The sequence below is a fragment of the Mesorhizobium sp. M0019 genome, from assembly GCF_040323975.1.
Classification (GTDB): Bacteria; Pseudomonadota; Alphaproteobacteria; order Rhizobiales; family Rhizobiaceae; genus Mesorhizobium.
The window spans coordinates 1-24,095 of record NZ_JAMYVK010000018.1 but is presented as its reverse complement, the minus strand read 5'-3'; the positions used below and the strand labels follow the sequence as shown (position 1 = coordinate 24,095).

Here is a 24,095-nt window from a genome sequence, read left to right as displayed (position 1 = left end):
CTATGATCCGGCGATAAGAAATCGTCGGGTCGGGCGGACAACTCGTGAGGCCGATCGAAACTCGATACGCGCTCAGTGGCGACGTGCGGATCGCCTATCAGGTGGTCGGCCAGGGATCGCTCGATCTCGTCTTCGTGCCGGGTTTCATTTCCAATCTCGACCTGCACTGGGAAGACGAGGGCTACACCCGGCTGTTGAAGCGGCTTTCCGCGTTCTCACGGCTGATCCTGTTCGACAAGCGCGGCACCGGTCTGTCCGACCGCGTCGATGTCCACCACCTGCCCAGCCTCGAAACCCGCATGGACGATGTACGCGCGGTGATGGATGCGACCGGCAGCGGCCGCGCCGCCTTGCTCGGCGCTTCGGAAGGCGCGCCGATGGCAATGCTGTTCGCCGCCACCTACCCGGAGCGGACGCGGGCGCTGGCGCTTTATGGCGGCTATGCGCATTTCCACAAATGGGTGATGCCGCCGGAACGCCTTGAGGCGTTCATCGCGACGGCGGAGACCGCATGGGGCACCGGCGCCACCCTGTCGCATTTCGCGCCCGGCCGCGTCGACGATCCGCGTTTCGCCACATGGTGGGCGCGCTTCGAGCGGCTGTCGGCGAGCCCGACCGCGGCAATCGCCCTGGCCCGCATGAATGCAGCTATCGACGTGCGCGGCGTGCTGGCGGCGATCAGCGCACCGACGCTGCTGGTCCATCGCCGCAACGATGCGCGCGTCGACCCGGAGGCCAGCCGCTTCCTGGCAAGGAATATCCCGAATTCGCGGCTGATCGAGGTGGCCGGGCGCGACCACCCGATCTGGACCGGCGATGTCGACCGGGTGGCCGATCTGATCGAGGAATTCCTGACCGGAGCGCGCGCCGTTGCCGAGGCCGAGCGCGTGCTGGCTGCACTGCTGGTCACCCGGATCTACGACACGGCGCGGCTTGGCGACCGCATGTGGAGCGAGCGCAGCCAGCGTTTCCAGGAAACATGGCGGCTGCTGGTCGGGCGCCATGGCGGCCGCCCGGCCGGCACGCATGGCGAGCTGATGATGGTGCGCTTCGACGGCCCGGCGCGGGCCGTACGCTGCGCGGCAGCGCTGCGCGATGCGGCGCAGGAGATGGGCGTCGCCAGCGCGCAGGGCGTGCATGTCGGCGAGGTCGAGTTGCGTGGGCCGCCGACGGGGTTGACGGCGCGCGTGACGATGCAGCTTGCCGCGCATGCCGGGCGCGGCGACATCCTCGCTTCGCGGCTGGTCGCCGACCTCGCCGCCGGTTCAGGCCTTCATTTCAATGACGCCGGGCGCATCGCGCTTGACGAGCTGGATGAGCCGCTGGCGCTGGTGCAGGCGACCTCGGAACAGCATCTGGAGCCGGCCTGCCGGCCGAAGGCCAAGGCTGCCGAGCCGGCCGCACTGACGGCGCGCGAAAGCGAGGTGGTGAACCTCATCGCCGATGGCAAGAGCAATGCCGCGATCGCCGCCGAACTCGAGCTGAGCGAACACACCGTCAAGCGCCACGTCGCCAATATTCTGCTCAAGCTGGACCTGCCGTCGCGGGCGGCGGCGGCGGCGTTCTCGGCCCGGCACGCTGGCCCGCACGGGCCATAGGAGCCATGGCGCTTTCGGGCGAAGCGGCCGGGCATGCGTAAGCGCTATCACTTCGTCCCATGCAGGCCAGGCGGATGTCGCCGGGAAAGGCGCTGCGAAGGGAGGAATAAAATGCTGAAGTCGACACTCAAATCACTGGTGCTGGCGGCAGGCGTTGGCGCGCTGTTGGCGATCGTTCCTGCCAAGGCCGAGGATGCCTCGGCGACCGCTGCCTACAAGGACATCCAGGCAACGCTCGGCTCGGTACCGGACATGTTCAAGACGCTGCCGGACGTCGCCGTTGCCGGCGCCTGGGCCGAGATCAAGGGCGTGCAGCTCAACCCGAACACCGCGCTCGACGGCAAGACCAAGGAATTGATGGGCCTCGCCGTCGCCTCGCAGATCCCCTGCCAGTACTGCATCTATTTCCACACGCAGGCGGCCAAGCTCAATGGCGCCAGCGACGAGGAGATCAAGGAGGCGGTGGCGATGGCGGCGATCGTGCGCCACTGGTCGACGATGCTCAACGGCAGCCAGATCGATCTCGCCACTTTCAAGAAGCAGTCCGACGAGGTGTTCGCGGCCGTCAAGGCGAAGTCGCAGTGAAGAAGCCACTGCCCGGCGGCGAGCGCCGGGCAGTGCCTGATCAAGCAACCACCCGATCCGAGAAGACGGGCCCATGGAGGAAAAAATGCTGACCAAGACACAGACGATAGACGGGGCTGCGATCAAGAAGGCGATTGAGGGCCGTGATGGAAAATTGCTGGCGAGCTTCTATGCCGACGACGCATTGGTGCGGGTGATCGACCGCAACAACCCGCCGAGCAAGCCGCGCGAAATCCGCGGGCGCGCTGCGATCACCACGTTCTGGGACGACATCTGCAGCCGGGCGATGACCCACAAGGTCGACACCACCATCGCCGACGGCAATAATCTCGCCTTCACCCAGGCGTGCGCCTATCCGGACGGGACCAAGGTGTTCTGCGCGGCGATGCTGGAGCTGAAGAACGGCCAGATCGCGCGGCAGACCGTCGTGCAGGCGTGGGACGAGTGAGGAGGCGGCGATGTTCAGTGCCAGGTGGTAGATCGACGCAAAATTCGGGCACAAGCAGACCGTGCTCGAACTGTTAAAGAATGAGAACGCGAGATCGGCTCAGAGGTCGGCCTCGACGACCTCAAGTTCCAGATCATGACCGGATCGATCGGCGCGCGCGAAGCGACGGTCGAGGCACACCACCAGGTCGAGAGCCTCGCCCAGTTGGAGGCGTTCTTCGCCAGGATCGGCAAGATCGACGCGCACGCCAAATGGGGCAAGGAGATCGAGCCCTACGTTGTGTCGGGCACCTAGCCTGTGGAACATCTACCGCATCGTGGAATAGCTGTCCGGCTTACTCCCTTCTCCCCGTCACTATACGGGGAGAAGGTGGCGGCAGCCGGATGAGGGGCAGCGCGACGTCCAAAATTACGACGAGCGAAACGCCCCTACTCGCTCTCACCCTCCAGCGCCGGCACCGACACGCCGGCAAGCTCGGCCGCCAGCAGCCGCGAGGCACCGGCGCGTGCGATCCGCAGCATCAGCGCCTTGCGCGTTGCCGCCGCCATGCGGTGCTCGGGCGCATCGCGCAAAATCTCGGCGCCGTAACCGTCGGAGAGAATGAAGCCGCACTCCTGCGGAAAAATCTCCTGGGGCACGCCGGGATGGGTGGCGAAGAAGAAGCGATCGGAATGCAGCCGGTAGTCCGGCCATTTGCGGTCGACCCTGAAATCCTCGACCGAGGACTTGATCTCGATGATCCAGATGTCGCCGTGGCGGGTCAGCGCCACGAGATCGGCGCGGCGCCCGGTGGCCAGCGACAGTTCGGGCAAGACATGCGCGCCCATCTGCCTGAGCAGCCGCTGCACGCCGCGCCTGACCAGCATGGCGCGCTCCGACTGGCGGCCGTCGATGAGCGGATTGAGGGGTAGAGGTGAGATGATCGGCATTACCGCACCATGCCAGATTTGTTCACGGTTTGAACCCGGTCGCGGCGATTATCTGGCTGACAAACCTAATCTGCAAAATACTGTGGAGCGGGCGCTACAAGGCCCGCCCTTCCACAAGGCGGGCCGCTCGCGTTATGAATGCGTTTCCTACTGGTGAGGGGAGCTATGTTTTCGCGAGGCGTCGCGGTTGATCTAATATTCACCGCTGCAGGCCCGATAGTGGTCGCAGCATAATCAAAAAGGTGGCGAAGCATGGTTACTGAGAATGCAAGTTTGACGGTCGAGCAGACTAGGCTCAATAGGATGCTCACGCGGGGCGTCGTATTTTCCGTCATTTGGCTCGCCGGTTTCGGGTCTTCTTATGCACTCTACCAGGGGCTTCTGGCGCGACGGATGATAAAAATGAATCCCGTGCTTCGGGGAAATGGCCGCGCCTGGTGGTGCATCATTGTGGGAGGGCTTGGGGCCGCAGCCTTATGTGCGATAGTTGGCGCCGGCATTTTCAATGCCATGACACAACCCTAGGTCACGCTGCAACACCGCCTGCCGATCTGGTGTTGGGTCATATTGATTTGTAGGTCCCGTCAATGAGTGCTTCCGGCGTCATCCTCCCATCATTGGCCGTCATTTCCCGCCCGCAAGTTTAAAGCTTGCTGATTCATATCAGAATGCTCCTGTCCCGTCGCCGGGCCGCACCAGATATGGCAACTCAGATTTGCCATTGTCATCGACCCGGCCCTCAGCTAACCGGCATCATGCCCTCCAGAGCAATAATTCTCGTCTTTGCGCAGCGTTCGCGGATGGCTTTGAGGCGGCCGTATTCTGGAGAGTCGTACCATGCCAGGAGGGACGCCATGTCCGGGAATTCGACAATGACGAGGCGATGAGGTTCCCAATCGCCCTCCAGCACTTTGGTGGCCCCGCCGCGAGCGATGTACCTCCCCCCGTAGCGGGCTTCGGTTGCCGGCACGTCCCGGCGGTATTCCTCGAAAACGGCGGCGTCGGTTATGTCTACATCCGCAATGAGATATGCGGCCATTGACCTTACTCCCCTTGGGAAAGGCAATTGAAACAGGTCTATTAGCGGCCCCGCAACTAAGCCAGCGGTACTACGCCTCGGAAACGACTCGCGTTCTCCCGGATTGGGGCGCTTAACTGTCTTGGTGGGGGCAGCTCTGGGAGGAGACGAACCATGCCGATGTATCTCACGCGATTCAGCTACAGGCCCGAAACCTGGGCGCGCTTGATGGATAATCCCGAGGATAGACGTGAGGCTGCCCGTTCCTACATCGAGTCGGTCGGCGGAAAGCTGCACGGGTTCTGGTATGCCTTCGGAGAGTACGATGGCTGGAACCTATGGGAGGCGCCGGACAACGTGTCGATGGCATCCGTCATGCTCGCCATCGGTGCGGGAGGCGCGCTCAGCTCTTACGAGACCACCGTGCTGCTAAGTGTCGAAGAGACGATGGAAGCCCTTGGGAAAGCCAAGTCGATCCGGTATCGCCCACCGGGATCGTGACCGCCGCCCGCGCTTTGCGGAGTGTCGAAGGCTGGTAACGCTTGCTCGCGAACTGCGCACGTTCCTAAACTTTTGCGCAAAAGAGTCCACTGCGGCTCTTGGCAGCGCCGGCAGCGTGCGCTTTCAATGTCGGCTACGGTGTTTTACGAGGAGCATTAGATGACGGAAGATGACGACCGGAAATCAGCGACGCCGGAGGAAATCCGCCCGGCCATCAGAGGCTGGGCGGTGCTTGGGGCAATTATCTTTGCCGTGTTTGGTGCGGCCTACGTCATGATCGATAGTTGAATGGCCGACGATCCTGGTCGCCCCGATGGACTGCCTGAAACGATCGGCACGGTCCTTGGTGCATTGGTGGTGATCGGCACGTTCGGGCTTCTGGCTTGGACCGTGCTTCGCGGCGTCCTTTATTGAACCCGGCCCGTCTGGACTTTCCCCTGCGGCGGCCGCGTCTCAGGCCGATCTCCTCGTTGCAACGGATGGTCTTGGCCGCAGGCCAGAACGCCGGGCAGCGTCACCGACATCATGGGTGATTTCTTCGTCTCCTGGTCCTTGTTCCTGGCCCATTGATTTTGCAACATAATCCTGCGGGGGCTGTTGCCGAAATGCCATAGTCGCAGGTTTACCAGCACGCAAGCCCAAGGATATAGGCATCGCCCGCTTGGCAAGCAAAGCAAATGCCAGCATGAATGAAGATGAAAAAAGCGGCCGACTCGAGCCGCTGTTGTTTGGGTAGGCATCGGACCTTTTCATGCGCATGAAGTCACTTGCAATCGTCGCGGCCCTGGCGCTGTCGACGGCTGTCGCCGGTTGCAGCACCATCGGCTCGCAGATCTTCACCAACAACTACGGCGCGGTGACCGACGCCGGCTATCACCTGCCGCGCGTTCCGATCGAAAAGGTGCCGTTCAAATACCGCCGGCAGATCGTCGACTACGACACCAAGGAAAAGCCGGGCACCATCATCGTCGATACGCAGAACAAGTTCCTCTACCTCGTCATGGGCGACGGCGAGGCGATGCGCTACGGCATCGGCGTCGGCCGTGAGGGTTTCGAATGGCACGGCACCGCCCATATCGCGCTGAAGCGCGAATGGCCGACCTGGACACCGCCTTCGCAGATGATCAAGCGGCAGCCGGAGTTGGCCAAGTTTGCCGGTGGCATGGACCCGGGGTTGAAGAACCCGCTCGGCGCGCGCGCTATGTACCTGTTCAACAAGGGCGGCGACATGGGTTATCGCCTGCATGGCAGCCCGGAATGGAATTCGATCGGCAAGGCGATGTCGTCGGGCTGCATCCGGCTGATGAACCAGGACATTATCGACCTCTACGACCGCACCTCGGTCGGCGCCAAGGTCATTGTGATATAAAACCCTTATACGCGGACCGTCTAGGCAACAACACAGACGTCGCAAACAGAAAACCGGGCACTTTGGCCCGGTTTTTTGTTGTCTATCGACGTTGACGATGGAACGGCGCGTCAGGAGACCTGTTCGACGTGCTGCACTTCCGGCACAAAGTGCCGGAGCAGGTTCTGGATGCCGTGCTTCAGCGTCGCGGTCGACGACGGGCAGCCGGCGCAGGCGCCCTTCATGTGCAGGAACACGGTGCCGTTCTCGAAGCCGCGGAAGGTGATGTCGCCGCCGTCCTGGGCCACCGCCGGGCGCACCCGCGTGTCGAGCAGCTCCTTGATGGTGACGACCAGCTCCTCGTCGGCCTTGTCGTAGAATTCGCCGGTCTGGCTGGTCTCGGCGGCGGGGCCGGCCTTGGCCATCACCGGGGCGCCTGACATGAAGTGCTCCATGATGGCGCCGAGGATAGCCGGCTTCAGATGCTGCCAGTCGGGGCCGTCCTTGGTCACGGTGATGAAATCATAGCCGAAGAAGACGCCGGTGACGCCGGGGATTTCGAACAGCCGGCCGGCGAGCGGCGAAGCCGTCGCGGCACTGTCGGCATCGCGGAAATCGGCGGTGCCTTCTTGCAGCACTTCCTTGCCGGGCAGGAATTTCAGCGTCGCCGGATTTGGCGTCGACTCGGTCTGGATGAACATGGCCGTCTCCGTGCCCGTTTGGGGCAGCTAGTTTGGAATTATTCTAATTAGGCTTTATCCGCCCGACATTCAAGCGAAAGGCATCGCCGGCGGTAGCGGCAGGCGGAATGTTTTACCCCTGCCTTGAGCGAGGCGCGCTCAGGCGAGGCTGTCGATCTCTTCGTCGGACAGGTTCTGCGGCACCACCGTGACGGGAATCGGAAAGGCGGCGCCCTTGCCGGCGACCGCGCCGACCAGCGGCCCAGGCCCTTCCTTGCCGGCGCCTGCCGCCAGCACCAGGATGGCGATGTCCTGGTCTTCCTCGATCAGCTTGTGGATCTCTTCGGTCGGCTTGCCTTCGCGCACCACCAGTTCCGGCTCGATGCCGAGCTTCTGGCGCACCTTGTTGGCGTAGCTGTCCAGTGCCGCGCGCGCCGTGGCGGTCGCCTCCTCGCGCATGATCTTCTCGACGCCCAGCCAGTGCTGGAAATCATCCGGCTCGATGACATAGAGCAGCACCAGTACGCCGCCCGTGCTTTGCGCCCGCTTCGAGGCGTAGGCGACGGCGCGCTCGCATTCGGGCGTGTCGTCGATGATCGCCAGGAACTTGCGGCGATGACCGGCTTCGCGGCTGAGGCGTTTGGAGACCATATTCACCCTGTTCGATGGTTTCGGTCGCAATCTGCCACCGCCACAGCCCGCCCGCAAGCGACCGGCGGCTGTGGCAATGTTGGTGCAGCTTAAAGCGCGTCGCGTTCGACCAGCGACGCGCTTCAGGTTCTTGTTTTATGCATGTCGTTATCGCAAAACCGCTGCACACTTTTGCGCGACATGCATTAGCCTTGCAGCAGGCCGATAATGTCGCGCACGGTCTTCATGGTCGCTTCGGCCAATGTGCCGGCACGCTCGCCGCCATCCCGCAGCACCGCGTCGACATAGGCGCCGTCAGCGGAGATGCGGCGCATCTCGCCGGCGATCGGCGCCAGCTTTTCCACGGCGAGATCGGCCAGCGCCGGCTTGAACACCGAAAACTGCTGGCCGCCGAATTCCTTCAGGACGGCCTCTTTCGAGATTTCGGCGAGGCCGGCATAGATGCCGACGAGGTTTTCCGCTTCCGGCCGGCCGGCAAGCCCGTCCAGTTCGCCGGGCAAATCCTCCGGGTCGGTCTTGGCCTTGCGGATCTTCTTCGAGATGGCATCGGCGTCGTCGGTCAGGTTGATGCGCGACAGGTCCGACGGGTCCGACTTCGACATCTTTTTCGAACCGTCGCGCAGCGACATGATGCGCGCCGCCGGGCCGCCGATGACCGGCTCGGTCAGCGGGAAATAGCCGTTCACCGTCTCCTCGCCGACCTGCATCTCGACGCCGACGCCAAGCGCTGCGATGCGGTCTGAAAAGTCGTTGTTGAATTTCTGCGCAATGTCGCGGGTCAGTTCCAGATGCTGCTTCTGGTCGTCGCCGACCGGCACGTGGGTGGCGCGGTAGACAAGGATGTCGGCGGCCATCAGGGAGGGATAGGCAAGCAGGCCGAGCGAGGCGTTCTCGCGGTCCTTGCCGGCCTTGTCCTTGAACTGCGTCATGCGGTTCATCCAACCGATGCGCGCCACGCAGTTGAAGATCCAGGCAAGCTCGGCGTGCTGCATCACCCGCGACTGGTTGAAGACGATGTGCTTGGTCGGGTCGATGCCGGAGGCGAGAAACGCCGCGGTGATCGAACGCGTCTGGTCCTGAAGATCCTCATAGACGAGCTGTGCGGTCAGCGAATGCAGGTCGACGACGCAATAGATGCAGTCGGAGGTGTCCTGCAGGGCGACAAATTTCTTGATGGCGCCGAGATAATTGCCGAGATGCAGATTGCCGGTTGGCTGGACGCCGGAAAAGACGAGCGGCTTGAAGGCGGGCTGGTTGAGGTCGGTCATAGTGTTTCCCTGGCTTGTGGAGGGCCGTTTCGCGCGCGGCGAAAGTCTTGCGACGGCGCGCTTATGGACGAGAGCGAGGAGGCGATCAAGAGGGGTATTGACTGGGCGCGCAGGCTTTGCGCTTCGGCCGACTAAGACGCCGCAGGGGCTGTTTGAGGGGGATGGCGCCGACCAGAAACAAAAACCCGCCTTGCGGCGGGTCTTCGGCGCCAATCAGCACCATACCGAAATTGGTAGCATAGCTGCCGGCACAAGGCAAGAACAAAATAGCTCACCTCGGCAATCGCTTCGATTTGGCTTAGGGCCACATTGACCGACTGATGTAGATAGCTACATAATATTTGCTACACAGCGGAAGCAAAACAATGACGATCAACATCAACAACAAGGAAGCGGACAGCCTGACGCGGGCTTTTGCCAGGCTTGAAGGTGTCGGGATCACCGAGGCAATCGTGATCGCCATGCGCGAAGCTCTGGAGCGCCGACGCAATCGCGAGACGCCGCTGGAAACGGCGGCACGGCTCCGGGCCGAGTTCGGGATTGAGCTGAGCGAGCAGGCGCGCAAGCCGCTGCCGCGCTCGGTCTACGACGAATTGTCCGGCGAAGACTGATGTTCATCGATGCAGCCGCTATCGTTGCAATACTGAGCAACGAGACCGAAGCCCCGCGCTGCGCGCAGGCGGTCATGAAGGCGTCGGCTCCGTTCACGTCGGCTATCGCGGTTTGGGAAGCCGTGATGGCGCTTTCGCGATCGGAAAAGCTAGCCGTCCCGGTCGCCACAAGCTTCAAGATAGTCAGCCGTTTTCTCGAAGAGCGTGGAATCACCTTGCGGGAGCTTCCGCCTGCCTCTGACGCGGCATCTCTGTCAGTCGAGGCTGCATCGCGGTTTCGCAACAACGCTGGCCGCCTGAACATGGCCGACTGTTTCCACTACGCCTGTGCGCGCTACTATGCCGTTCCGATGCTTTCGACGGCGGACGAATTCCGCTTCACGGATCTGGAGACTGTTGCTTGACCGGCTGGGAGCCCTTGCGCCCGATATTGCGGCGGATCATGCCGAAATCGGCGCCGCCGGTGGCGAAGGCAGTAACGAAGTAGAGCAGCGCCCCGCCGGCGACGAGCGCAAGCAGCGTTACCGCCTTGATCACCAGCGGCGAGCCGGAGCCGAGCCTTGCGGCGAACCAGTGTTCGGCAAGATAGAGCGCCGCGGCCATCACCGCCGCCGACAGCACCAGCCGCGGGATGCGTTTCATGAGCGGCACGTCGCGGCCCCAATGGCCGCGCCGGATCAGCACGGCGAGCAGCATCGCCGCATTGACCCAGCCTGCGACAGCGGAGGCAACGGCAATGCCGGGCGCGCCCATGGTCGGAAACAGCGTCAGCGCCGTCGTAATGTTAACCGCCACCGAGATGGCGGCAAAAATCATTGGCGTGCGCGTGTCCTCGCGGGCGAAATAGCCTGGGGTGAACGCCTTGATCAGCACGAAGGCCGGCAGGCCGAGGCCGAAGATCGCCAGGATTGCCGCGACCGTCGGCGTCGAATTGTTGGCGGCAAAGGCGCCGCGCTCATAGACCAGCCGCACGATCGGCTCGGACATGACCAGCAGCGCGGCCGCCGCCGGCAAGGTCATGAACAGGGTAAACTCGACCGAGCGGTTCTGCAGATTGGCGGCCTCGACCAGATTGCCTGATTTCAGCGCCCGCGACAGTTCCGGCAAAAGCACGATGGCGACGGCGACGCCGACGACGCCCAGCGGCAGCTGGTAGACGCGGTCGGCATAGGCCAGCGACGACACCGCGCTGTCCTGCGCCGACGCGATCGCCGTGCCGATCAGCTGGTTGATCTGGGTGATGCCGCCGGTGATCGCCGCCGGCAGCGCCAGGATCAGCAGCCGCTTGACGTTCGGCGTCATCTTCGGCCGCCGGAAGCCGATCGAAATGCCGGCATGGCGCACCGCCGCCCAGACGATCGCCAGCTGCACCAGGCCGGCCGCCAGCACGCCCCAGGCCAGGCCGAAACCAACGGTGCGGGCGTCCGAACCCTTGTACCAGGCATAGGCAAGCACGGCGATAAGGATGACGTTGAGGAACACCGGCGCCACCGCAGCGGCGAAATAGCGGCGCAGCGAATTCAGCATGCCGGCCATCATGGCGCCGAGCGACATGCAGATCAGGTAGGGGAACATGACGGTCGCCAGCGCCACCGTCGTCTCGAATTTTCCCGGCGTGTCGGCAAAGCCCGGCGCCACCAGGTAGCGCACGATCAGCGGCATCGCCAGTTCCATGGCGATGGTCAGCGCCAGAAGCGCCGTGAACAAGACGCCGAACACCTCTTCGGAAAAGCGCTTGGCGCCGTCGGTGCCGTGCGTCTCGATCTCCTTGGCGAACAGCGGCACGAAGGCGGCATTGAAGGCGCCTTCGGCGAACAGCCGGCGAAAGGTGTTGGGAAACTGGAAGGCGGCGTTGAAAGCGTCGGCGATCGGCCCGGTGCCGAGTGCGGCAGCCATCAGCATCTCGCGGCCGAAACCGAGGGCGCGGCTCATCAGCGTGCCGGAAGCGACCGTGGCGAATTTCTTGACAAGGCTCATGCGCTTGAAGACTGCCTGTGCGATTGGGGCAAATGGAAGGTAACAGTCACTCGGCGGCCGTTTTGGTCTTGCCGCGCTCGGACGCCGTGCCCTCGAGCACCGCGATCAGCCTGTTGCGGATGGTCGCCGTACGCGACGGGCTGTCGATCTTCTGGCCGGTGAGATCGGTGACGTAGAACGTGTCGATGACCTTTTCGCCGAAGGTGGTGATGTGGGCCGAGGCGATGTCGAGCGACAGGTCCGACAACATGCCGGTGATCTCCGACAGAAGGCCCGGCCTGTCCAGCCCCTCGACCTCGATCACCGAGAAACGGTTCGACAGCGTGTTGCGGATCTCGGCGCGTGGCGGAATACGGAAAACCTTGGCGCCGCGCCGCGGCTTGGTCCGCTTCTCGATCATTTCGGGCAGCCAGCTCTTGCCCGATAGCACGTCCTCGATCAGCCGGCCGACGCGCTCGGCACGGCGGCGCTCGTCCTCGTCGAGGTCGAACTCCCTCGAGATCAGGATGGTGTCGAGCGCCCGACCATCCGAGGTGGTGAAGATCTGCGCGTCGACGATGTTGCCGCCGGCCGCGGCACAGGCGCCGGCAATCACCGAAAGCAGGCGCGGATGGTCCTGCGCAAGTACCGTGATCTCGGTCACTGCCTCGAACTGGTGGGTTTTCACCATGGTGGCGAGCTTCTTGCCGGCGTGATCGGCCTCGCGGATGAATTCGGCATGGCGGAGTTGGTCGGGAAGATCGACCGCCAGCAGATAGTTCTCGTAGTGCTGGCCGACATAACGCTTGCGGGCCTTTTCCGGCCAGTCGGCAAGCGCCTCGGCCAGTTGTTCGCGCGCCGCCGCCGTCCGTTTGGCGCGCGACACCTCCGAAAACCCGCCGGTCAACAAAAGCTCGGTCTCGTAATAGAGCGTACGCAGCAACTGGCCCTTCCAGCCGTTCCAGACCCCGGGCCCGACGCCGCGGATATCGCAGACGGTAAGCACAAGCAGCATCTTCAGCCGTTCGACCGACTGCACGATGGCGGCAAAATCCTCGATCGTCTTGCGGTCGTTGAGATCGCGGGTCTGCGCCGTCATAGACATGACGAGGTGGTTCTCGACCAGCCAGGCGACCGTTTCGGTGTCGGCCGGCGAGAGCCCCATATGCGGGCAGATGCGCCGGGCGATCCTGGCGCCGGCTTGCGAATGGTCCTCCGGCCTGCCCTTGGCGATGTCGTGCAGCAGCACGGCGACATAGAGCGCCTCGCGGCTCTTCTTCAGCCCCGGCATCAGCGAGTGGGCGAGTGGATGGATCTTTTCCCCGTCGCCGCGCTCGATCTCGGCCAGCACCCCGATGCAGCGGATCAAATGCTCGTCCACGGTGTAGTGGTGGTACATCGAGAACTGCATCATGGCGACGATCTTGCCGAAGTCCGGGATCAGCTTTGCCAGCAGTCCGGCCTCGTTCATGCGCCGCAGATTGAGCTCGGCATTGCGGTCCGAGGTCAAGATATCGAGGAACAGCCGGTTGGCCTCCTCGTCGCGCCTGAGCGCCTTGCCGACGAGGCCGAGCGAACGGGTCAACAGCTTCAGCGCATCGGGGTGGAATTCCAGGCCATGCTTGTCGGCAAACCAGAACAGCCTGAGCAGGTTGACCGGATCGCGCTCGAACACCTCGTCGTCGGCAATGTTGATGCGGTGGTTGTCGACGATGAAATCGGCCGTGCCGGCGAGCTTGCGCTTGCGGCGCGAAAAGGTGAGGAAGATGCGGTTGAAGCCCGGCACATGCTTGGCCTGCTCTTCTTCCAGCGCGGCGCAGAAAATGCGGGTTAGGTCGCCGACATCCTTGGCGACGAGGAAGTAGTGCTTCATGAAGCGTTCGACCGCCGACAGGCCGGGATGGGTGGTGTAACCCAGCCGCTCGGCAATGTCGCGCTGGATGTCGAAATGCAGCCGCTCCTCGGCCTTGCCGGTGAGGAAATGCATATGGCAGCGCACCGCCCACAGGAAATCCTCGGCCTTCTGGAATTCCCTGTATTCGGCGTCGGTGAAGACGCCCTTGTCGACCAGTTCCTCGCCGGTGCGCACGCGGTAGAAATATTTGGCGATCCAGAACAGCGTCTGCAGGTCGCGCAGGCCGCCCTTGCCGTCCTTGACGTTGGGTTCGACCAGGTAACGGCTCTCGCCGGCCTTGGCGTGGCGCTCGTCGCGTTCGGCGAGCTTGGCCTGGACATATTCGGGGCCGGTGGTGCGCACCACCTCGTGGTCGAAGCGCTGCAAAAGCTCGTCATAGAGCTTTTGCTCGCCCCACAGGAAGCGCGCCTCCAGGATCGAGGTGCGGATGGTGATGTCGGTGCGCGACAGCCTGAGGCACTCGTCGATGTTGCGGGTGGCGTGGCCGACCTTCAGCCCGAGGTCCCACAGCATGTAGAGCATGTATTCGACGATCTGCTCGCCCCATGGCGTCTGCTTGTAGGGCAGCAGGAACAGCAGGTCGATGTCGGACCCGGGCGCCAGCGTGCCACGGCCATAGCCGCCGACGGCCACGACCGCCATGCGCTCGGCCGATGACGGGTTTTTGACGCGATAGACATGGGTGGCGGCGAAGTCGTAGAGCGCGCGGATGATCTCATCCATCAGATGCGACAGCCGGGCGGCGCAGGCGGTACCGCTGCCATCGTCCATCAGCATGCGTTCGGCGACCGTGCGGCCGTCGGCGAGCCGGCTTTTGAGAAGCTTGAGAACGCCGCTGCGCGCGGCCTTGCCGGAGCCGTCGCCTGCCGACGCCTCGGTCAGTTCGGTCATCTCGCGGCGCAAGGCTTCGCCGTCGATCAGTTCCTCGAGCTTCAGGGATATTCTTGCCATAAATGCCGTTCGGCCTCGCCGTTTCGGCGGCGTCTATAGCGCGTTTTCGCGGCGCTGGGTATGGGGCGGACGGACGCGTTCTCCACGGCCGCCGACAGGACGATCATCTCGCGCCCGCGGCCGGTTCGGTTAGGGCTTAGGCGCGAAAAATCGAAACAGCCCTTGACCTTCCAGTTACTGGAAGCACTACCTCCGCCGCAACACCGAACTACAGGGGCTTTCGGCATGACGCATTCCGATCACCATCATCACGCCCATGGCAGCTGCTGCTCGGCAAAGGGCGTCTCCTCTGCTGCGGACGCCGTCGTCCGCGATCCGGTCTGCGGCATGACCGTCGATCCGGCTGCCGGCAAGCCGATGGCCGAGCATGACGGCCATCGCTATCATTTCTGCAGCGAGAGCTGCCGCGCGAAATTCGTCGCCGAGCCGGAAAAATACCTGACCGCAACCGATCCCGTCTGCGGCATGAGCGTCGATCGCGCCACGGCCAAGCACTTTTTGCGGCACGAGGGCCGGGGCTTCTATTTCTGCTCGGCCGCTTGCCAGGCGAAATTCGAAGCCGAGCCGGCAAAATATCTCGGCGACAGGCCGGCGCCGCAGCCGATGCCCAAGGGCACGCAATACACTTGCCCGATGCATCCGGAAATCATCCGCGACAAGCCCGGCTCCTGCCCGATCTGCGGCATGGCGCTGGAGCCGATGGGCGTGCCGACCGGCGACGAGGGACCTAACCCGGAACTGGTCGACTTCACCAGGCGCTTTTGGGTGAGCGCGGTGCTGTCCGTGCCGTTGCTGCTCATCGCCATGGCGCCGATGCTCGGCCTGACGTTTCAGGCCTTCATCGACGACCGCGCGAAGGTCTGGCTGGAGCTGGCGCTGGCCAGCCCGGTGGTGCTGTGGGCGGCATTCCCGTTCTTCCACCGCGGCTGGGACTCGGTCCTCAACCGCAGCCCCAATATGTGGACGCTGATTTCGCTCGGCGTCGGTGCCGCCTATCTCTACAGCGTCGTCGCCACGCTGTTTCCAGGCCTCTTTCCGCACCAGTTCCGCGGCCATGACGGCACCGTGCCGGTCTATTTCGAGGCGGCGGCGGTGATCGTTGCGCTGGTGTTCCTCGGCCAGGTGCTGGAATTGCGCGCCCGCGAGAAAACCGGGTCGGCGATCCGTGCGCTGCTCGACCTGGCGCCGAAGACGGCGCGGCTGATCGGTGCGGACGGTTCTGAAAACGACGTGCCGCTCGATACGGTCAAGGCCGGCGACCGCTTGCGCATCCGCCCCGGTGACGCCGTGCCGGTCGACGGCATTGTGCTCGAAGGACGCTCTTCCATCGATGAATCGATGATCACAGGCGAGCCGCTGCCGGTCGAGAAGACCGAAGGCGACAACCTCACCGGCGGCACGCTGAACAGGAACGGTTCGCTGATCATGCGCGCCGAAAGGATCGGTGCCGAGACGACGCTGGCGCGCATCGTCGAGCTGGTCGCCAAGGCGCAGCGTTCGCGCGCGCCGATCCAGGGGTTGGCCGACCGCGTCTCGTTCTACTTCGTCCCGGCCGTCGTGCTGGTCGCAATCATAGCGTTCGTCGCCTGGGCGATCGTCGGACCGGAACCCAGCCTGGTGTTTGCCATCGTCTCGGCGGTCTCGGTGCTGATCATCGCCTGTCCGTGTGCGCTCGGCCTTGCCACGCCAATGTCGATCATGACCGCCACCGGGCGCGGCGCGCATGCCGGCGTGCTGATCAAGGAAGCGGCGGCGCTCGAACGCTTTGCCTCGGTCGACACGCTGATCGTCGACAAGACGGGAACGCTGACCGAAGGCCGGCCGCGGCTGACCGACGTCATCGCGGTCGAAGGCATGGCGCAAGACGATCTGCTGGCGCTCGCCGCCGGGCTGGAAAAAGGCTCGGAGCATTCGCTGGCCGAGGCGATCGTCGACGGCGCCCGCGAACGCGGCGTGAAGGTCCCCGACGCGAGCGGTTTCGAGGCCGTCACCGGCAAGGGCGTTTCCGGCACGGTCTCGGGGCAGAAGGTGGCGCTCGGCAATGCCGCGATGATGGCCGATCTCGGCATCGACACGGCGGCGGTCCTGGCCCGCGCCGAGGCGCTGCAGGCCGACGGCAAGACCGCGATGTTCGTTGCTGTCGGCAACCGGCTCGCCGGCCTCGTCGCCGTCGCCGACCCGATCAAGGCGACCACCGCCGAGGCGATCAAGGCACTGCATTACAGCGGGCTGAAGATCGTCATGGCGACCGGCGACAACGAGCGTACTGCCAAGGCCATCGCAGCCAAGCTTGGCATCGACGAGGTGCGTGCCGGGCTCTTGCCCGAACAGAAGAACGCGCTGGTCGAGGAATTGCGCGCCGGCGGTGCCGGCGTTGCCATGGCCGGCGACGGCGTCAACGATGCGCCCGCACTTGCCGCCGCCGATGTCGGCATCGCGATGGGCACAGGCGCCGATGTTGCGGTCGAAAGTGCGGGAATTACGCTGGTCAAGGGCGATCTCAACGGCATCGTCAGGGCGAGGACGCTCGCCCGCGCGACGATCCGCAACATCCGCCAGAACCTGTTTTTCGCTTTCCTCTACAATGTGCTCGGCGTGCCGGTTGCTGCCGGCGTGCTTTATCCGCTCACCGGCACGCTGCTGTCGCCGATGCTCGCGGCGGCGGCGATGAGCCTGTCTTCGGTTTCGGTGATCGCCAACGCATTGCGGCTCAGGACGTTGAAACTCTGAGTAAAACTTCCAGATAGACCCTGTTCAAAAAAGGAGACGATGAATGACCTTGGCCAAGAAGATCGTGCTGCTGATGATGGCGGCGGGAATGCTGCTTGCCGTTTTCCTCGAAAGTGTTCCGGCACAAGCCGAGGAGATGAAGCACGAGATGGGCGCAATGGGCGCGCAGAGCCCCTCGAGCGAGGGCTACAAGGCGGCGATGGACAAGATGCATACCGACATGATGGCAATCGAATATTCCGGCAATGCCGATGTCGATTTCGCCCGCGGCATGATCCCGCATCACCAGGCGGCCATCGACATGGCCAAGATCGAGCTCGCCAATGGCAAGGATCCGGAAATCCGCAAGCTGGCGGAAGCGGTGATCGCCGCGCAGCAAGCCGAGATCAAGCAGATGCAGGACTGGCTTGCCTCCCATCCGGCGAAGTAGGCGTCACGCTGCCGGGGAATCCGGGCGAGAGGCTTCACCTGGATTTCTGCTTCGCCTGGATTTCCCTTGGCGGCTATGGTGCTATCCGGGCCTCGGACTGGAGCATGCCATGCCATCGACGATAAGAACGACCTCCCTGCCCTGCGGCGAAGCTGTGCCGGTGCTCGGCCAGGGCACCTGGAAGATGGGCGAAGACGCTCGCCGCCGTGGCGACGAGGCCAATGCCCTGAAGCTCGGGCTGGATCTCGGCATGACGCTGATCGACACCGCCGAAATGTATGCCAGCGGCGGCGCCGAGGAGGTGGTGGCGGAGGCCATCGCCGGGCGCCGCGACGAGGTTTTCCTGGTCTCCAAGGTGCTGCCGTCCAATGCCTCACGCGCCGGCGTGAAACGGGCCTGCGAGAACAGCCTGAGGCATCTCGCCACCGACCGCATTGATCTCTATCTCTTGCATTGGCCGGGCAGCGTGCCTTTGATGGAAACGGTAGAGGCGTTCGAAGCGTTGAAGGCGGCCGGCAAGATCCGCCATTGGGGCGTCAGCAATTTCGATACCGGCGAGATGGAGGAGCTGGTCCGGTTGCCGGCCGGCGGCAACGTCCAGACCAACCAGGTGCTCTACAATCTGTCGCAGCGCGGCGTCGAGTTCGACCTCGCCCCGTGGAGCCGGCAACGCGGCATGCCGCTGATGGCCTATTCGCCGGTCGATCAGGGGGTATTGGCGCGCAACGCCAGGTTAGATGCCATCGCCGCCCGCCACGGTGCGACGCCGGCGCAGATCGCACTTGCATTGGTGATGGCGCAGGAGGGCGTGATCGCCATTCCGAAGGCCAGCCGCCCGGAGCATATCCGGCAGAATGTCGCGGCGTTGGAGATTGAGCTCACGAGCGAAGATTTCGCCGAAATTGACCGCGCCTTCCCACCGCCGAGGCGGAAGTCGGGCCTGGCGATGATTTGAGGGGTGGGGCGGAAGGCAAGCCAAAGCAGCGTTCCGTCACACCCCCTCTGTCCGGCAGGACAGAGGGGGGTGCCGTAGAGCGCTATCGGACGAGCACTACTTCCCAACCATCCCCTTCAGCCGGTACAGCGCCTCCAGCGCTTCCCTTGGCGTCATCTCGTCGGGATTGATCTCCGCTAGCGCCAAACCCAGCCCATCACTCTTCACCGGCTTCGACGCCTCCCGCTTCGCTGCCACGGAAAACAGCGGCAGGTCGTCGACCAGACGGTTGGCCTTGCCCGAGACCTCGCCTGCTTCAAGCTGGTGCAGCACTTCCTTGGCCCGGCCGACGACGGCCTCTGGCAGGCCGGCCAGCCGCGCTACTTGGACGCCGTAGGAACGGTCGGCCGCACCCTTGCCGACCTCGTGCAGGAAGACCACGTCGCCCTCCCATTCCTTGACCCGCATGGTGACGTTGGAGAGCCGCGGCAATTTTCCGGCCAGCGCCGTCATCTCGTGGAAATGCGTGGCGAAGATCGCGCGGCAGCGGTTTTTCTCGTGCAAATATTCGACCGCCGCCCAGGCAATCGACAGGCCGTCGAAAGTGGCGGTGCCGCGGCCGATCTCGTCGAGGATGACCAGTGCTCGTTCGCCTGCCTGGTTGAGGATCGCCGCCGTCTCGACCATCTCGACCATGAAGGTGGAGCGGCCGCGCGCCAGATCGTCGGAGGCGCCGACCCGCGAAAACAGCCGGTCGACGACGCCGATATGGGCTGATGCCGCCGGCACGAAGGAGCCGGTCTGGGCGAGGATGGCGATCAGCGCGTTTTGCCTGAGGAAGGTCGATTTGCCGCCCATATTGGGGCCGGTCAGCAGCCAGATCGCGCCGGCCTTGGCATCGCCTTGCGGCGACAGATCGCAATCATTGGCGACGAACGGGCCTTCGCCGGAACGCCGCAGCGCCTGTTCGACCACCGGATGACGTCCACCCGAAATCTCGAAGGCAAGGCTCGCATCGACCAGCGGCCGGCACCAGGCCTCGCTCTCGGAAAGCAAGGCAAGTGCGGCCGAAACGTCGAGCACGGCGAGCGCTTCGGCGCCGGCACGGATCGTGTCGGCCTGGCCGACCACTTCCGCCGTCAGCGCCTCGAAAGCGGCAAGCTCGATCGCCAGCGCCCGGTCGGCGGCGTTGGCGATCTTGGTTTCCAGTTCGGCGAGTTCCGTGGTGGTGAAGCGCATGGCGTTGGCCATGGTCTGGCGATGGATGAAGCGCGCCTTGGCGCCGTCGCTGCCGGTCATCAGCGCATGGTGGTTAGCGGTGACTTCGATATAATAGCCCAGCACATTGTTGTGCCTGATCTTCAGCGAGCGGATGCCGGTCTCGTCGATCAGCGAACGCTCCAGCCCGGCGATCACCTTTCGCGACTCGTCGCGCAGTGCCCGCATCTCGTCGAGTTCGGCGTGGTAGCCGCCGCGGACGAAGCCGCCGTCGCGCCTGAGCAACGGCAGCTCGTCGCTGAGCGCCTGTGCCAGATGCGTCGCCAGTTCACTGGGCAGTGCCTTGATAGCTCCCAACGCCGCGGCCAGTTCGCCCGGCAAGGCGGTTTGGCCGAACAGTTCGGCGATGGCGCCGGCCGCTTCGAAACCGGCGCGCAGCGCGCCGAGGTCGCGCGGACCGCCGCGGTTGAGCGCCAGCCTGGACAGTGCCCGCGGCATGTCGGCGACGCTCTTCAGGCTTGCCCGCACCGCCTGGCAGAGGCGCGTTTCGGAGCGGAAGAACGACACCGAGTCCAGCCTTGCGGCGATGGCCGCCGGGTCGGTCAGCGGCGCCATCAAGCGGTCGGCGAGCAGCCTTGCGCCGCCGCCGGTCACCGTGCGGTCGATCGCCTTGAACAGCGACCCGTCGCGGCTGCCGGACAGCGTGCGCAGCAGCTCCAGATTGGCGCGCGTCGCCGGGTCGATGAACAGCGTCGAACCCTGCTCCTCGCGCTGCGGCCGCGACAGCGGCGGCCGCTCGGCCTTCTGCGTCTTCTCGACATAGGCGATGACGCCTGAGATCGCCGACAGTTCGGCGCGCGAAAACGTGCCGAAACTATCCGGCGTTGCCACCTCGAAAAAGCGGGCGATGCGGCCGGCGGCCGAAGCCGAATCGAACAGCGACGGCGGCTGCGGGCTGGCGACACGGCCGAGCACGTCGAAGACCGGTTTCAGCTCCGGGTCGTAAAACACCGGTTCGGCGACGATCAGCTCGCGCGGATCGACGCGGAAGACATCGGCGAGCAGCCGGTCGGCGGTTGTCTCGGCGACGCGGAAGACACCGGTCGAGATCTCGATCCAGGCTAGGGCGAAACTTCCTTGGTTCCCTGTCGCGCTTCCGCGCTCCCCGCCTCTTGTATCGCTGCTGCCGCCCTTGACCCGTCCGAGCGCCATCAGAAAACTCGATTCCGACGGCGCCAGCAATTTGTCTTCGGTGATGGTGCCGGGCGTTACCAGCCGCACCACGTCGCGGCGCACCACCGATTTGCCGCCGCGCTTCTTGGCCTCCGCCGGATCCTCGATCTGCTCGCAGACAGCGACGCGGAACCCCTGGCCGATCAGCTTCTGCAGATAATCGTCGGCGGCATGCACCGGTACGCCGCACATCGGGATGTCGAGCCCCTGGTGCCTGCCGCGCTTGGTCAGCACGATGCCGAGCGCCCGGCTTGCCTTCTCGGCATCGTCGAAGAACAGTTCGTAGAAATCGCCCATGCGGTAGAACAGCAGCGAATCCGGGTTCGCCGCCTTGATCTCGATATACTGCTCCATCATCGGCGTCGCCGGCGCGAAGGCCGGCGTGGCGTTGTCGCTTCGAATGGGCGTCTCGTCGTTCAAGAAGCTGCTTCCAAAATTTTCCAAGCCATGCTTGGCGGTTTACAGCGGCGAAGTGTAGCCTTAATCCCGAACCTTCCACAAAAGAAAGCATGCGCACCCATCTCAAGCGGTGCCGTACGGGCGAGGAAACCAAAAGTACCATGGCCAAGAAAACCGAGAGCAACGGGCCCTCCGTCAGCGCCCAGGAGGCGCTGGAATTCCACGCCATGGGGCGTCCGGGCAAGCTGGAGATCGTCGCCACAAAACCGATGGCGACGCAGCGCGATCTCAGCCTCGCCTATTCGCCGGGCGTCGCGGTTCCGGTTCTCGCCATCGCCGAGGACCCGAGCCGCGCCTTCGACTACACGGTTCGCGGCAACATGGTCGCCGTCATCTCCAACGGCACCGCTATCCTCGGCCTCGGCAATCTCGGCGCGCTGGCCTCGAAGCCGGTGATGGAAGGCAAGGCGGTGCTGTTCAAGCGCTTCGCCGATGTCGATTCCATCGACCTCGAGGTCGATACCGAGGATGCCGACGAATTCATCAACTGCGTGCGCTTTCTCGGCCCCTCCTTCGGCGGCATCAACCTCGAGGACATCAAGGCGCCGGAGTGCTTCATCATCGAGCAGCGGCTGCGCGAGCTGATGGACATCCCGGTCTTCCATGACGACCAGCACGGCACCGCCATCATCTCGGCCGCCGGCCTGATCAACGCGCTGGAAATCACCGGCCGCGACATGAAGACCACGAAAATGGTCTGCAACGGCGCCGGTGCTGCCGGCATCGCCTGCATCGAATTGATGAAGGCGATGGGCTTTGCGCCAGAAAATATCATCCTGTGCGACACCAAGGGCGTCGTCTTCCAGGGCCGCACCGAAGGCATGAACCAGTGGAAATCGGCGCATGCCGTGAAAACCGGCGCGCGCTCGCTGGCCGAGGCGCTGGACGGCGCCGACGTGTTCCTCGGCCTCTCGGCCAAGGGCACGCTGACCACCAAAATGGTGCAGTCGATGGCCAAGAACCCGATCATCTTCGCCATGGCCAATCCCGACCCCGAGATCACGCCTGAGGAGGTCGCCGAGATCCGCACCGACGCCATCATGGCGACGGGACGGTCCGACTATCCCAACCAGGTCAACAACGTGCTTGGCTTCCCCTACATCTTCCGCGGCGCGCTCGATGTGCGGGCGACCACCATCAATGACGACATGAAGATCGCCGCGGCCAAAGCGCTCGCCGAACTGGCGCGCCAGGACGTGCCCGACGACGTCGCCGCCGCCTATCAGGGCATGCGGCCGAAATTCGGCCCCAACTACATCATCCCGGTGCCGTTCGACCCGCGCCTGATCTCGGCCATTCCGATCGCGGTGGCCAAAGCGGCGATGGACTCCGGCGTCGCGCGCAAGCCGATCCTCGATCTCGACCGCTACGCGCAGGAGCTTTCCGCCCGCCGCGACCCGATCGCCTCGACGCTGCAGCGCATCTACGACCGCGTCCGCCGCCAGCCCAAGCGCATCGTCTTTGCCGAGGGCGAGGAGGAGCAGGTGATGCGCGCCGCCGTCTCCTATGTGAACCAGCGGCTCGGCACCGCCATCCTGCTCGGCCGCGACGACATCATCAAGGAAAACGCCAGGAATGCCGGCATCGATCTCGGCAAGCAAGGCATCGAGATCATCAATGCGCGGCTGTCGCGGCGCAACTCGGTCTACACCGACTATCTCTACGAGCGCATGCAGCGCAAAGGCTTTCTGTTCCGCGACTGCCAGCGGCTGATCAACAACGACCGCAACCATTTCGCCGCCTGCATGGTGGCGCTGGGCGATGCCGACGGCATCGTCACCGGCGTTACCCGTAACTATTCGACGGCGCTCGACGACATCCGCCGCGTCATCGACGCAAGGCCCGGCCACTGCGTCATCGGCGTGTCGATCGTGCTCGCGCGGGGTCGCACCGTCCTCGTTGCCGACACCGCGGTGCACGACATGCCTGATGCCGTCGAGATCGCCGACATCGCCGAGGAGGCCGCCGGCTTCGCCCGCCGCATGGGCTACGAGCCGAGGCTCGCCATGCTCGCCTATTCGACCTTCGGCCATCCGCAGGGCGAACGCTCCGAGCGCGTCCAGGAAGCGGTGCGCATCCTCGACAAGCGCCGCGTCGATTTCGAGTATGACGGCGAGATGGCCGCCGACGTGGCGCTCAACGCCCGCGCCATGGCGCAGTACCCGTTCATCAGGCTGACCGGCCCGGCCAATGTGCTGATCATGCCGGCCTTCCACTCGGCCTCCATCTCGACCAAGATGCTGCAGGAGCTCGGCGGCTCGACCGTCATCGGCCCGCTGCTGGTCGGCCTGAACAAGCCGGTTCAGATCGTCTCGCTGAATGCCAAGGACAGCGACATCGTGAATATGGCGGCGATCGCGGCGTATAGCGCGGGGGCTTGAGGAGCGGGGGCAGCAGCAGCGCCTCTCCCTTCTCCCCCTGTGGGAGAAGGTGGCCGAGCGAAGCTCGGTCGGATGAGGGGTGCTCCAGCTTGGCACCGGCAGCACTCCGTCCAGCACCCCTCAACCGTCTCGGCGCTGCGCGCCGATCCACCTTCTCCCACAGGGGTGTTTGGACTGGGGACATCGCGAACAGATGTGCGAGGACATCGCGAACAGTTTTGCGCTTTTGCGCGAGGGGGTTCGGGATGCCA

General features: G+C 64.2%; 22 protein-coding genes. 14 read left to right on the top strand and 8 right to left on the bottom strand.

Translation table 11 applies throughout. The features are described 5' to 3' along the window. Positions 1-44: 44 nt before the first annotated feature. From NKK47_RS15075 to NKK47_RS15060, 4 genes are all read left to right on the top strand, one after another. Positions 45-1,598: an alpha/beta fold hydrolase gene (locus tag NKK47_RS15075; RefSeq protein WP_352577472.1), complete on the top strand. Its 1,554-nt coding sequence runs from the start codon at positions 45-47 to the stop codon at positions 1,596-1,598. Between the two features lie 111 nt (positions 1,599-1,709). Continuing rightward, positions 1,710-2,183: a carboxymuconolactone decarboxylase family protein gene (locus tag NKK47_RS15070; RefSeq protein WP_352577471.1), complete on the top strand. Its 474-nt coding sequence runs from the start codon at positions 1,710-1,712 to the stop codon at positions 2,181-2,183. Positions 2,184-2,268: 85 nt separating this feature from the next. Then, entirely contained in the window at positions 2,269-2,631 is a 363-nt protein-coding gene (locus NKK47_RS15065) for a nuclear transport factor 2 family protein (protein WP_352577470.1), read from the top strand. A gap of 135 nt (positions 2,632-2,766) precedes the next feature. After that, a complete protein-coding gene (locus tag NKK47_RS15060; protein ID WP_352577469.1) occupies positions 2,767-2,925 on the top strand; it encodes a hypothetical protein in 159 nt (52 codons plus the stop codon). Positions 2,926-3,059: 134 nt separating this feature from the next. Here NKK47_RS15060 and NKK47_RS15055 read toward each other — a convergent pair whose 3' ends face one another. Both NKK47_RS15055 and NKK47_RS15050 read right to left on the bottom strand, forming a co-directional pair. Continuing rightward, positions 3,060-3,560: an MmcB family DNA repair protein gene (locus NKK47_RS15055; RefSeq protein WP_352577468.1), complete on the bottom strand. Its 501-nt coding sequence runs from the start codon at positions 3,558-3,560 to the stop codon at positions 3,060-3,062. 739 nt (positions 3,561-4,299) lie between these two features. Next, positions 4,300-4,599 carry a DUF1330 domain-containing protein gene (locus NKK47_RS15050; RefSeq protein ID WP_023717905.1) on the bottom strand — a complete coding sequence of 100 codons (300 nt, stop codon included), beginning with the start codon at positions 4,597-4,599 and terminating at the stop codon, positions 4,300-4,302. 153 nt (positions 4,600-4,752) lie between these two features. On the opposite strand from NKK47_RS15050, the gene NKK47_RS15045 reads away from it, so the two are divergent. From NKK47_RS15045 to NKK47_RS15030, 4 genes are all read left to right on the top strand, one after another. Beyond that, a complete protein-coding gene (locus tag NKK47_RS15045) occupies positions 4,753-5,079 on the top strand; it encodes a GYD domain-containing protein (RefSeq protein WP_352476054.1) in 327 nt (108 codons plus the stop codon). A 159-nt stretch (positions 5,080-5,238) separates the two neighbouring features. Beyond that, positions 5,239-5,367 carry a hypothetical protein gene (locus NKK47_RS15040; protein WP_352577467.1) on the top strand — a complete coding sequence of 43 codons (129 nt, stop codon included), beginning with the start codon at positions 5,239-5,241 and terminating at the stop codon, positions 5,365-5,367. Next, positions 5,368-5,493, top strand: coding sequence for a hypothetical protein (locus NKK47_RS15035; protein ID WP_352476056.1), 126 nt, complete (start codon positions 5,368-5,370; stop codon positions 5,491-5,493). It begins immediately after the preceding gene. Positions 5,494-5,830: 337 nt separating this feature from the next. Then, positions 5,831-6,448 (top strand): L,D-transpeptidase, encoded by a 618-nt coding sequence (locus NKK47_RS15030; RefSeq protein WP_352577466.1) that lies wholly within the window; start codon positions 5,831-5,833, stop codon positions 6,446-6,448. Positions 6,449-6,558: 110 nt separating this feature from the next. On the opposite strand, the gene NKK47_RS15025 is transcribed toward NKK47_RS15030, so the two are convergent. From NKK47_RS15025 to trpS, 3 genes are all read right to left on the bottom strand, one after another. Beyond that, positions 6,559-7,128, bottom strand: coding sequence for a NifU family protein (locus NKK47_RS15025; RefSeq protein WP_023676386.1), 570 nt, complete (start codon positions 7,126-7,128; stop codon positions 6,559-6,561). Between the two features lie 138 nt (positions 7,129-7,266). Further along, a complete protein-coding gene (locus tag NKK47_RS15020) occupies positions 7,267-7,758 on the bottom strand; it encodes a universal stress protein (RefSeq protein WP_023717912.1) in 492 nt (163 codons plus the stop codon). Positions 7,759-7,943: 185 nt separating this feature from the next. Next, positions 7,944-9,026, bottom strand: coding sequence for a tryptophan--tRNA ligase (gene trpS, locus NKK47_RS15015; RefSeq protein WP_352577465.1), 1,083 nt, complete (start codon positions 9,024-9,026; stop codon positions 7,944-7,946). A gap of 365 nt (positions 9,027-9,391) precedes the next feature. Between trpS and NKK47_RS15010 the strand changes: the two genes are divergently transcribed. Both NKK47_RS15010 and NKK47_RS15005 read left to right on the top strand, forming a co-directional pair. Further along, on the top strand, positions 9,392-9,637 hold the full coding sequence (locus NKK47_RS15010; RefSeq protein WP_023676383.1) for a type II toxin-antitoxin system VapB family antitoxin: 246 nt from the start codon (positions 9,392-9,394) through the stop codon (positions 9,635-9,637). Then, positions 9,637-10,041 (top strand): type II toxin-antitoxin system VapC family toxin, encoded by a 405-nt coding sequence (locus NKK47_RS15005; RefSeq protein ID WP_352577464.1) that lies wholly within the window; start codon positions 9,637-9,639, stop codon positions 10,039-10,041. Before NKK47_RS15010 ends, NKK47_RS15005 begins: the two co-directional genes overlap by 1 nt. On the opposite strand, the gene murJ is transcribed toward NKK47_RS15005, so the two are convergent. Together murJ and NKK47_RS14995 are read right to left on the bottom strand one after the other, a co-directional pair. Then, complete coding sequence (murJ, locus tag NKK47_RS15000) at positions 10,016-11,614, bottom strand: murein biosynthesis integral membrane protein MurJ (protein ID WP_352577463.1); 1,599 nt, start codon at positions 11,612-11,614, stop codon at positions 10,016-10,018. The two genes, NKK47_RS15005 and murJ, sit on opposite strands and share 26 nt — an antisense overlap. Positions 11,615-11,660: 46 nt before the next feature. Next, positions 11,661-14,459 carry a [protein-PII] uridylyltransferase gene (locus NKK47_RS14995; protein WP_352577462.1) on the bottom strand — a complete coding sequence of 933 codons (2,799 nt, stop codon included), beginning with the start codon at positions 14,457-14,459 and terminating at the stop codon, positions 11,661-11,663. A 225-nt stretch (positions 14,460-14,684) separates the two neighbouring features. On the opposite strand from NKK47_RS14995, the gene NKK47_RS14990 reads away from it, so the two are divergent. From NKK47_RS14990 to NKK47_RS14980, 3 genes are all read left to right on the top strand, one after another. After that, positions 14,685-17,189 (top strand): heavy metal translocating P-type ATPase, encoded by a 2,505-nt coding sequence (locus NKK47_RS14990; RefSeq protein ID WP_352577461.1) that lies wholly within the window; start codon positions 14,685-14,687, stop codon positions 17,187-17,189. Positions 17,190-17,232: 43 nt separating this feature from the next. After that, positions 17,233-17,619 carry a CopM family metallochaperone gene (copM, locus tag NKK47_RS14985; RefSeq protein ID WP_352577460.1) on the top strand — a complete coding sequence of 129 codons (387 nt, stop codon included), beginning with the start codon at positions 17,233-17,235 and terminating at the stop codon, positions 17,617-17,619. 109 nt (positions 17,620-17,728) lie between these two features. Next, positions 17,729-18,574 (top strand): aldo/keto reductase, encoded by an 846-nt coding sequence (locus tag NKK47_RS14980; protein WP_352577459.1) that lies wholly within the window; start codon positions 17,729-17,731, stop codon positions 18,572-18,574. A 96-nt stretch (positions 18,575-18,670) separates the two neighbouring features. Here NKK47_RS14980 and mutS read toward each other — a convergent pair whose 3' ends face one another. Then, positions 18,671-21,361 carry a DNA mismatch repair protein MutS gene (gene mutS / locus NKK47_RS14975; protein WP_352577513.1) on the bottom strand — a complete coding sequence of 897 codons (2,691 nt, stop codon included), beginning with the start codon at positions 21,359-21,361 and terminating at the stop codon, positions 18,671-18,673. 203 nt (positions 21,362-21,564) lie between these two features. On the opposite strand from mutS, the gene NKK47_RS14970 reads away from it, so the two are divergent. Further along, on the top strand, positions 21,565-23,844 hold the full coding sequence (locus tag NKK47_RS14970) for an NADP-dependent malic enzyme (protein WP_352448507.1): 2,280 nt from the start codon (positions 21,565-21,567) through the stop codon (positions 23,842-23,844). Positions 23,845-24,095 lie beyond the last annotated feature (251 nt).

Bases quoted from the DNA above. Each gene is read 5' to 3' on its own strand.
- NKK47_RS15070 (WP_352577471.1), top strand. From the start codon at position 1,710: ATGCTGAAGTCGACACTCAAATCACTGGTGCTGGCGGCAGGCGTTGGC.
- NKK47_RS15065 (WP_352577470.1), top strand. From the start codon at position 2,269: ATGCTGACCAAGACACAGACGATAGACGGGGCTGCGATCAAGAAGGCG.
- NKK47_RS15060 (WP_352577469.1), top strand. From the start codon at position 2,767: ATGACCGGATCGATCGGCGCGCGCGAAGCGACGGTCGAGGCACACCAC.
- NKK47_RS15055 (WP_352577468.1), bottom strand. From the start codon at position 3,560: ATGCCGATCATCTCACCTCTACCCCTCAATCCGCTCATCGACGGCCGC.
- NKK47_RS15050 (WP_023717905.1), bottom strand. From the start codon at position 4,599: ATGGCCGCATATCTCATTGCGGATGTAGACATAACCGACGCCGCCGTT.
- NKK47_RS15045 (WP_352476054.1), top strand. From the start codon at position 4,753: ATGCCGATGTATCTCACGCGATTCAGCTACAGGCCCGAAACCTGGGCG.
- NKK47_RS15040 (WP_352577467.1), top strand. From the start codon at position 5,239: ATGACGGAAGATGACGACCGGAAATCAGCGACGCCGGAGGAAATCCGC.
- NKK47_RS15035 (WP_352476056.1), top strand. From the start codon at position 5,368: ATGGCCGACGATCCTGGTCGCCCCGATGGACTGCCTGAAACGATCGGC.
- NKK47_RS15030 (WP_352577466.1), top strand. From the start codon at position 5,831: ATGCGCATGAAGTCACTTGCAATCGTCGCGGCCCTGGCGCTGTCGACG.
- NKK47_RS15025 (WP_023676386.1), bottom strand. From the start codon at position 7,128: ATGTTCATCCAGACCGAGTCGACGCCAAATCCGGCGACGCTGAAATTC.
- NKK47_RS15020 (WP_023717912.1), bottom strand. From the start codon at position 7,758: ATGGTCTCCAAACGCCTCAGCCGCGAAGCCGGTCATCGCCGCAAGTTC.
- trpS (WP_352577465.1), bottom strand. From the start codon at position 9,026: ATGACCGACCTCAACCAGCCCGCCTTCAAGCCGCTCGTCTTTTCCGGC.
- NKK47_RS15010 (WP_023676383.1), top strand. From the start codon at position 9,392: ATGACGATCAACATCAACAACAAGGAAGCGGACAGCCTGACGCGGGCT.
- NKK47_RS15005 (WP_352577464.1), top strand. From the start codon at position 9,637: ATGTTCATCGATGCAGCCGCTATCGTTGCAATACTGAGCAACGAGACC.
- murJ (WP_352577463.1), bottom strand. From the start codon at position 11,614: ATGAGCCTTGTCAAGAAATTCGCCACGGTCGCTTCCGGCACGCTGATG.
- NKK47_RS14995 (WP_352577462.1), bottom strand. From the start codon at position 14,459: ATGGCAAGAATATCCCTGAAGCTCGAGGAACTGATCGACGGCGAAGCC.
- NKK47_RS14990 (WP_352577461.1), top strand. From the start codon at position 14,685: ATGACGCATTCCGATCACCATCATCACGCCCATGGCAGCTGCTGCTCG.
- copM (WP_352577460.1), top strand. From the start codon at position 17,233: ATGACCTTGGCCAAGAAGATCGTGCTGCTGATGATGGCGGCGGGAATG.
- NKK47_RS14980 (WP_352577459.1), top strand. From the start codon at position 17,729: ATGCCATCGACGATAAGAACGACCTCCCTGCCCTGCGGCGAAGCTGTG.
- mutS (WP_352577513.1), bottom strand. From the start codon at position 21,361: ATGATGGAGCAGTATATCGAGATCAAGGCGGCGAACCCGGATTCGCTG.
- NKK47_RS14970 (WP_352448507.1), top strand. From the start codon at position 21,565: ATGGCCAAGAAAACCGAGAGCAACGGGCCCTCCGTCAGCGCCCAGGAG.